The following is an 8,786-nucleotide window of genomic DNA, read 5'->3' on the forward strand; positions in this document are numbered from 1 at the left end:
TGCTCGAAGTCATGAAATAGTCACCGTTTCGCGGCTTGTCAGCACTATATGCGATTTATAAGGCACTTCCGCCAGAGCGGTCATATTGCGAGGTCCACATGAGCGTTATCGTTACGCCTGAAACCGCCAATCCCGAACAGATCGTCGCGGAGGCCGAACGGGCGCTCGCGGACATCGCACGCATCAAGGAAAGCGTCGGGACTGTGATCTTCGGTCAGGAAAACGTGATCGAGCGCACGCTCGTCGCCGTTCTGGCTGGCGGGCACGCCTTGCTGGTCGGCGTACCGGGTCTCGCCAAGACCAAGCTGGTCGAAACGCTGGGCACCGTGCTCGGCCTTTCCGGCCAGCGCATCCAGTTCACGCCCGACCTGATGCCATCCGACATCATCGGTTCGGAAGTCATGGAACAAGATGCCGACGGGCGCCGCTCCTTCCGCTATCTCAAGGGCCCGATCTTCGCGCAGCTCCTGATGGCTGACGAAATCAACCGTGCTTCGCCGCGCACGCAGTCTGCGCTTTTGCAGGCCATGCAGGAATATCATGTCACGGTCGCGGGCCAGCGCTACGACTTGCCCGCACCGTTTCATGTGCTTGCGACACAGAACCCGCTGGAACAGGAAGGCACCTATCCGCTGCCAGAAGCCCAGCTCGATCGCTTCCTGATGCAGATCGACATTCTCTATCCGGAACTGGATGCGGAACGCCGCATTCTTCTGGAAACTACCGGCGTTTCCGAGGCCAAGGCCTATGAGATCATCAACGCCGAACGGCTGATCGAAATGCAGACTTTGGTGCGGCGTATGCCGGTGTCGGAAAGCGTCGTGGAAGCAATCCTCAAGCTGGTGCGCTCCGCCCGTCCCGATGCCGATAACGACCACGCGAAAAAGCACATCGCCTGGGGCCCCGGCCCACGCGCCAGCCAGGCGCTGATGTTGTGCGCCCGCGCTCGCGCGCTCTATGAAGGCCGTCTCGCCCCATCCGTAGACGACGTGAAGGCGCTGGCCGAGCCAGTCCTTCAGCACCGCATGGCGCTCAACTTTGCTGCGCGCGCCGACGGCATGCATATTCGTGACGTCATCGCAAATTTGGTAAAGGCTGCCGTCTGATGGTCATTGGCGCAGAAGTTTCCACCGCAGATCGCAAGGAGACACTTGCTCGCGCCCGTGCGCGGGCAGCGGCCATCCCCGATCTGCTGGTTGAAGCTCAGCGCGTGGTCAACACCGTCATGAATGGCTGGCACGGACGGCGCAAACGCGGTCCCGGCGAAAATTTCTGGCAGTTCCGTCCCTATGTGGACGGCGAATCCCTTTCCCGCATCGACTGGCGGCGTTCCGCGCGCGACGATCATACCTATGTCCGCGACCGCGAATGGGAATCCGCCCATACGGTCTGGCTATGGTGCGATTTCTCGCCCTCAATGCTCTATCGCTCGCAGCTCGCGCCTGTTTCCAAGGAAGCGCGTTCGCTCGTGCTGACGCTCGCTCTTGCCGAACTTTTATCGCGCTCGGGCGAACGCATTGCCTTTCCGGCGCTGATCCAGCCTTTTTCTGCCCGCAACGGAGCTGAACGTCTGGCGGCAGCGCTGATGCACGAAGCGCCGGTTGCAGCACTGCCCGACATCACCCAGATCCGCCGTTTTTCGGAAGTCGTCCTCGTATCGGATTTCCTGCATCCGTTCGATGAACTGACCGATCTTCTCGACCGTCTGGCACAACGCGGTGTCCGCGCGCATCTGGTGGAAGTTGCCGATCCGGCGGAAGAAACATTTCCCTATTCGGGCCGCACCGAATTCCGCGATCCGGAAACCGGCGCCACGCTTGTCGCCGGTCGGGCCGAAACCTATGCGGACGATTATCGCCGCCTCTACATTGCGCGCCGTGAAACCCTGTCGGATTTCTGCAAGCGGCTCGGCTGGAGCTATACGGTCCACCGGACAGACAGGCCGACGGCGGAAGCACTGGCACGGCTTCACGATGCGCTGAGCACCAGCGGAAACTTGAGCGCCGCCCTGCCTGCAGCGGGAGGCGCGTGCACATGAATTTTCTGCCGCTCGCCTTCGGTTCGCCGCTCATTCTCGCGGGGCTGATCGCCCTGCCGGTCATCTGGTGGCTTTTGCGCATGACGCCGCCGCGTCCACAGGAGGAAACCTTTCCGCCGCTTCGCATTCTGGCGCAGGTTTTCAAGCGCGAGGAAGTGCCGTCGAAAAGTCCATGGTGGATGACGCTGCTGCGGCTGCTCATCGCCGCGCTCGTCGTTCTCGCAATTGCCTCGCCGGTCTGGAATCCGCGTCCGGTCGCACTGTCCGGCAATGAGCCGCTTGCCATCGTCATCGACAATGGCTGGGCTTCCGCCGAGGACTGGCAACAGCGGGTCAATGCTGCCGAAAAATTCATCTCCGACGCAGAGGGCAGCAATGCTCCGATCTACATCGTGGGTTCGGCGGAACCGGCCAACGCCGAAATCGGCCCCTATGACGGCAAGAGTGCTGCCGAGCGCCTTCAGGCACTGGAGCCGCGCCCGATCCCGGTTGACCGCAAGTCGGCAATGGAACGACTGGCTTCCACCTTGCCCGCGGATACAAAGGTCCGCCTTGCCTTCATGAACGACGGACTGGCATCATCAGATGATGCGGAAACCTTCGCAGAACTGGACAAGTCGGGGCATCTCGCCTCCGTTCTCTGGTATGGCGCGAACCTCAGCCGCACTTTGGCGCTGACCGGCATAGACAACAAGGCTGACAGTCTGGAAGCCGTCGCCATCCGCCCGGAAGGCGTATCTGCTCCGCGCACGCTCACTGCCGCTGCCTATGACGACAAGGGGCGCCGCATCGCCGAGGCGCCGCTTTCCTTCGCGCTTGGAAGTGCGGAAGGCACGGCACGGTTCAACCTGCCGGTGGAGCTTCGCAACGATTTCCGCCTGATCCGTGTCGATGGTATCGAACAGGCAGGCGCAACACGGCTGATCGATGCAGGATCGGAACGGCGCACCGTCGGCCTTATCGCCAGCGGTGACGGCGATCTGGCGCAGCCCTTGCTCTCGCCACTGCATTATATTTCCCGGGCGCTGTCGCCCTATGTCAATCTGATCGAACCACGTTCTGCCGATCTTCTGCAATCCGTGCCGGAAGTGCTGGATGCAAAGCCGTCGATCCTCATCATGGCCGATATCGGCACGCTGCCACAGCCTGTCACCGAACAGCTTTCCAAATGGATCGAGGACGGCGGCACGCTGGTGCGGTTCGCAGGCCCGCGCCTTGCCGGTGCCAGCGACAATGATCCGCTTCTGCCGGTGAAATTGCGCAAGGGTGAGCGCGCCTTGGGCGGCACGCTGTCCTGGTCCGAACCGCAGAAGCTGCGCATTTTTCCTGACAAGGGACCTTTTGCCGGTCTGGCTGTCCCCGATGATGTGACCGTCACCCGGCAGGTTCTTGCCGAGCCATCGTTCGATCTCAACGACAAGGCTTACGCCGTTCTTCAGGACGGAACGCCGCTTGTGACCGGCGAACAGCGCGGACGCGGCAATATCGTATTGTTCCACATCTCTCCCGATGCCAGCTGGTCGAGCCTGCCTATTTCGGGTTCCTTCGTGGAAATGCTGCGCCGCATCGTGTCGCTGTCACAGAGAACCGGCGCGCAGGAAAATCAGGCTTCGGTCTCTCTGCCGCCCTACCAGCTGCTTTCGGCTTCCGGCGCGCTAACCCCGCCGACATCCGAGGCCAAGCCACTGATCGTCGAAAAGAACAAGCAAGCCAGCGTCAGCATCAACACGCCGCCCGGCTTTTATGGCAATGAGGACGGCTTGAAAGCGCTCAACATCTTTGAAGGTGCCAACATCAAGCTGCAACCGATTGCCCAGCCGACACTTTCCGTCGGAATAACACCTGCCTCCTATACATCGGACCAGTCGATTTCACTGGCGGGACCATTCTTTGCGGTCGCCGCAATGCTTCTCGCACTCGATACGCTTTTGATGCTGTGGCTGCGCGGTGCCTTCCGTCGCCGCATGAAAGTGCGTGCCAAGCTGGCGGGAATAGCTGTTCTGCTGGCCGGTTCCCTCGCCTTCAACCTTCTTCCTTCCGGAATGGGCGAAGCAAAAGCACAGACTCAATCCCAGTCTGGGGCTCAAGAGCAGGTGCATGACGACAGCAAGCCCGGAGACGAGGCGATCATCAACTCCGTCTCGCAGACGCATCTTGCCTATGTCATCACCGGCAGCGCCCAGACCGACGACATCAGCAAGGCAGGCATGCGGGGCTTGAGCTTCGCGCTGATGGACAAGACCGCACTCGAACCGGGCGACCCTATCGGCGTCGACCCCGCCAAGGACGAACTGGCCTTTTATCCGCTGATCTACTGGCCTATCGACCCGCAGGCACCGATGCCGAGCCCGGAAGCGATTGCCAAAGTCGATGCCTATATGCAGCAGGGCGGCACCGTGCTTTTCGACACGCGCGACCAGTTGCAGGCCGGAGCCAGCCTCGATCCGTCGGCCTCACCCGCCAACCAGCGCCTGCGCGCCATTCTCGACGGCATGAACGTTCCGCCGCTGGAACCCGTGCCTGACGATCATGTGCTGACCAAATCCTTCTTCATCATGCCCGATTTTCCGGGTCGCTATGAAGGCAGCCCGCTCTGGGTCGAGGCTTCGACACCGAACGCTTCGCCACGGGAACGCCCCGTGCGCACCGGCGATGGTGTGACACCGATCATGATTACGGCCAATGATTTCGCGGGCGCATGGGCTGTGGATGAGCAAGGCAATCCGCTGCTCCCGACTGTGCCGAACGATCCGATGCAGCGCATCTATGCCATTCGCGGCGGCGTGAATATCGTGATGTATATGCTGACCGGCAACTACAAATCCGATCAGGTCCACGCCAAGGACCTCATCGAACGGCTGGGGAACTAGCATGATGTTTTGCAGCCACGTCATCGCCCGATCCCGCTTCTCTTTTCCCCTCGTCGTGAACGCGAACGGCGGTAGGAGGTGAGAATGGATATCGAATTCGAACCGTTCCTCTCCACGCCCTGGCTGATTGCCATCCTCGTGCCGCTGGCGCTGTTGGTGCTGGCCACGATTGCGTTACGGATGCGCGGCGGTCTGATCCGTCTGCTGGCTGCGGCGGCACTTGCGCTTGCTCTTTTCAATCCCGTCATCATCAATGAAGAACGCGAACCGCTGAAAAGCGTGGTCTCGGTGGTCGTGGATCGCAGCCAGAGCCAGGAACTCGGCAGCCGTCGTGCCGACACCGATGCCGCCTTGAAGGCGGTGCAGGACCAGCTTGCCACCATGCCGCAGTTTGAAACCCGCATTGTGGAAGCAGGCAAGCCCGGCGAAAACGAAGACGGTTATGCAACCCGGCTTTTCGGGCCGCTGGCACGTTCGCTTCTCGACGTGCCACCGTCCCGCGTCGCGGGCGCGATCATGATTACCGACGGTCAGGTGCACGACATCCCAGGTAACAAGAATGCGCTCGGCTTCGATGCGCCGCTGCATGGTCTCGTGACCGGAAAGCCGGACGAATTCGACCGCCGCATCCGCTTCAACAAGGCACCGCGTTATGGCATCAGCGGCAAGCCGCTCGAAATGTCGTTTACGGTGATCGATGAAGGCAAAAACCTCGGCAGCCCTGCGCCGGTCGAAATCCGCGTCAATGGCGAAACCGTCAGCGAGGAAGAAGCGCAGGTCGGGCAGGAAACACCCGTCACCATCACCTTGCCGCGCGCCGGTGTCAACATTGTCGAAATCGCCACGCCAGCGCTTCCCGGTGAAGTAACAGACACCAACAATCGCGCTGTCGCAACCGTGGACGGCGTGCGCGAGAACCTGCGCGTGCTGCTCGTTTCCGGTGAGCCGCACAATGGTGAACGCACATGGCGCAACCTGCTGAAATCCGATGCCGCCGTCGATCTCGTTCACTTCACCATTTTGCGCCCGCCGGAAAAGCAGGACGGCACTCCGATCAACGAATTGTCGCTGATCGCTTTCCCGACGCGTGAACTCTTCGTGGACAAGGTCAACGAGTTCGACCTCATCATTCTCGACCGCTATCAGCACCGCGATGTGCTGCCGCTCCTCTATTACGATTACATTGCGCAATATGTGGAGAATGGCGGTGCCTTGCTGGTCGCAGCCGGCCCGGAATATGCAGGCGAAATGTCAATTGCCCGCACGCCGCTTTATAGCGCCCTGCCCGCCATGCCGACTGGTGCCGTGACGGAAAAGGCGTTCTATCCGCGCCTCACGACGATCGGCAAACGCCACCCCGTCACGCGCGGGCTTGATGGCAGTGATCAGGAGCCGCCGCACTGGAGCCGCTGGTTCCGCACCATCGACATCACCGCGCCGCAGGGCGAAACAGTGATGAGTGGCGCGGACAACAAGCCGTTGCTGGTTCTCAACCGCGTCGGAAAAGGCCGCGTCGGCATGTTCCTCTCCGATCAGGGCTGGCTTTGGGCGCGCGGCTTCGAAGGCGGCGGCCCTTATGCTTCGCTCTATCGCCGTATCGCTCATTGGCTGATGCAGGAGCCGGAACTGGAGGAAGAGGCACTGACCGCCTCCGGCAATGGCCGCACCCTTTCCATCCGCCGCCAGACCATGGGCGATAATCCGGGTGTTGCAACCGTCTCGACCCCATCCGGCAAGGAATTGCAGGTCAATCTTGCGCCCAGCAAGCCAGGCCTGTTTGAAGGTTCGCTGCAAACGGACGAGATCGGCATCTTCCGGGTGAAAAACGGCGATCTGGAAGCACTGGCCCATGTCGGGCCGATCGATGCGCCGGAATTTGCGGACAGTATCTCCACAACGGATCGTTTGAAGCCGCTCGCTGAAGCGGCCGGTGGCTCGGTCCATCGCGTGCATGCAAGTGCCGATAGTTCGGTCCGGGTTCCCACGATTACCGCAATCAGTGGCAACCGTAGCGCCAGCGGCAACGACTGGATTGGCCTGCGTGAAACCTCGGATACGCAGCTGAAAAGCGTCAATCGCCTGCCGTTGTTCTCTGGCTTCCTGGCGCTCGGCCTGCTGCTCTTCGTCTTCGGCAGCATGTGGTATCGCGAAGGGCGGTAAACCGCCCCTCGCTTTCCCCTCATTTAACTATTTTGCCCGGTTGGCGTGGCGCACGATGCCGCTGACACCGTTCAGCGCACCGGTTGCGAGTTCGCAGGCAAGCATCCGGCGCGGATCGACCGATGCTGGCATGACCATGGAGCCAGCAGGCACCATCTTGAAACCGAACGGACCGTAGTAGGGCTCGTCGCCGACGAGAATAACCAGCTTGTGACCGGCCTTCTTCGCCGCTTCCAGCGACATGCGCATCAGCTTGCCGCCAATGCCCCGCTTCTTCCACTCAGGCCGCACAGCAAGTGGTCCAAGCAGGAGTGCGGGCGTCTTGCCGACGATAACCGGCGTCTGCCGTACTGAGCCAACGACGATGCCGCCCATCAGCGCAACGAAGGAAAGGTCGAGGGCGTGCGGACCACCTTCACGGATGAAATGCGCGGCCCGGGTAAACCGTCCGGGGCCGAAGGCTTCGGCATTGATGGCTTCGATTTCAATGTCGTGCGCCGGGCATTCCTGCGCGTAGGTCAGTTCAAGCTGCTGCATGGGCTTAGATCGCAATAGGAGAAGTCGGGGACCATCAGGTCAATGGAATGCATTCCGCGCTTGGGCGCGGTTCAAGTTTCATCGTCGGATGAAAAGCATTTCCATTAATCGTTCTCCTTGGCGGTCGGCGTTTGAATGACCGCAATTTGGAAGTTGCATTACACCAAAATGGACAAAGGTAAAACTATTTTTTTCAAAATGGCGGTTTAGACTGATCTTTTTGGAACCGTTACGCACTGTTCACGTCTTGCAATGCTGCAAAATGGCGGTTCTCGCCCTATTCTCTTTGCAAAAGGAGGTGGCATGAAAGAGGCCGCGCCCGTTGAGAGAACGGATCAGTGAGATGCAGGTAATGATCGAGGGACAGTCACACTTCCAGCCTTTCGGCTTATCCTGTTGGGGTTTCGCAGATCTCAACAAGGGAGTTGAAAGCATGACTGCCTCTTATGATTACCATATCGGCGTCGATTACCACAAATCCTACAGCCACCTGGTGGTCCAGGACAGTAGCGGCAAGACGCTGCGCTCCGGCCGGGTTAAGAACGATCGCCATTCGCTTGGCGGGTTCCTCGAACGCTACCGCGAGAACTCGCATGCGGTCATCGAGGCGACGCGCAACTGGATGGTGATGTATGATTGGCTCGACGACATTTGTGATGATGTCGTTCTCGCCCACCCGTTGAAGGTCAAGGCGATCGCCGACGCCAAGATCAAGACCGACAAGATCGATGCGACGGTACTGGCGCATCTGCTGCGGGCCGACCTGGTGCCGGAGGCTTGGGCACCCAGCGAAAAATCTCGGGAGCTTCGCGTCGCGCTGCGCGAACGGATGTTTTACGTAAGACTGCGCACGATGACCAAGAACCGGATCGTCACGGTGTTTGACCGGTATCCGGAGCAAACAGCCCAGCTGAAGAAACTCGGCGACCTGTTTGGCAAGGCCGACCGCATCCAGCTTGCCGAAGTGAACGTCTCGGACATTGACCGTGTCCAAATCGACCGCGGCCTCGCGTTCATCGGCGACATCAACGAGCGGATCAAGCAGTCGGAAACGACGATCCGGGTGATGACCAAGGCCAATGCCAATGTGAAGCTGTTGAAGACGATCCCCGGCATTGGCGAGTTCTTCGCCCGGCTGATCGATGCCGAGATCGACGACGTCAGCCGCTTCCGCAATGCCA

General features: G+C 60.4%; 6 protein-coding genes. 5 read left to right on the forward strand and 1 reads right to left on the reverse strand.

The annotated features are described in order from the left end of the window. Window positions 1-98: 98 nt before the first annotated feature. The 4 genes from AAE521_RS20425 to AAE521_RS20440 all read left to right on the forward strand — a co-directional run bounded on the left by AAE521_RS20425 (window position 99) and on the right by AAE521_RS20440 (window position 7,068). Complete coding sequence (locus AAE521_RS20425) at window positions 99-1,106, forward strand: AAA family ATPase (RefSeq protein WP_010659594.1); 1,008 nt, start codon at window positions 99-101, stop codon at window positions 1,104-1,106. Then, window positions 1,106-2,038: a DUF58 domain-containing protein gene (locus AAE521_RS20430; protein WP_342062258.1), complete on the forward strand. Its 933-nt coding sequence runs from the start codon at window positions 1,106-1,108 to the stop codon at window positions 2,036-2,038. The genes AAE521_RS20425 and AAE521_RS20430 overlap by 1 nt, the downstream gene beginning before the upstream one ends. Continuing rightward, window positions 2,035-4,908 (forward strand): DUF4159 domain-containing protein, encoded by a 2,874-nt coding sequence (locus AAE521_RS20435; protein WP_342062259.1) that lies wholly within the window; start codon window positions 2,035-2,037, stop codon window positions 4,906-4,908. Before AAE521_RS20430 ends, AAE521_RS20435 begins: the two co-directional genes overlap by 4 nt. A gap of 84 nt (window positions 4,909-4,992) precedes the next feature. Continuing rightward, window positions 4,993-7,068, forward strand: coding sequence for a hypothetical protein (locus tag AAE521_RS20440; RefSeq protein ID WP_342062260.1), 2,076 nt, complete (start codon window positions 4,993-4,995; stop codon window positions 7,066-7,068). 27 nt (window positions 7,069-7,095) lie between these two features. Here AAE521_RS20440 and AAE521_RS20445 read toward each other — a convergent pair whose 3' ends face one another. Next, window positions 7,096-7,605 carry a GNAT family N-acetyltransferase gene (locus AAE521_RS20445; RefSeq protein ID WP_010659590.1) on the reverse strand — a complete coding sequence of 170 codons (510 nt, stop codon included), beginning with the start codon at window positions 7,603-7,605 and terminating at the stop codon, window positions 7,096-7,098. A 433-nt stretch (window positions 7,606-8,038) separates the two neighbouring features. Here AAE521_RS20445 and AAE521_RS20450 point away from each other — a divergent pair. Continuing rightward, a partial coding sequence (locus AAE521_RS20450; RefSeq protein ID WP_342062198.1) for an IS110 family transposase occupies window positions 8,039-8,786 on the forward strand: 748 nt, incomplete at its 3' end.

This window comes from Brucella cytisi (assembly GCF_038433355.1).
In the GTDB taxonomy this organism is placed as follows: Bacteria; Pseudomonadota; Alphaproteobacteria; order Rhizobiales; family Rhizobiaceae; genus Brucella; species Brucella cytisi.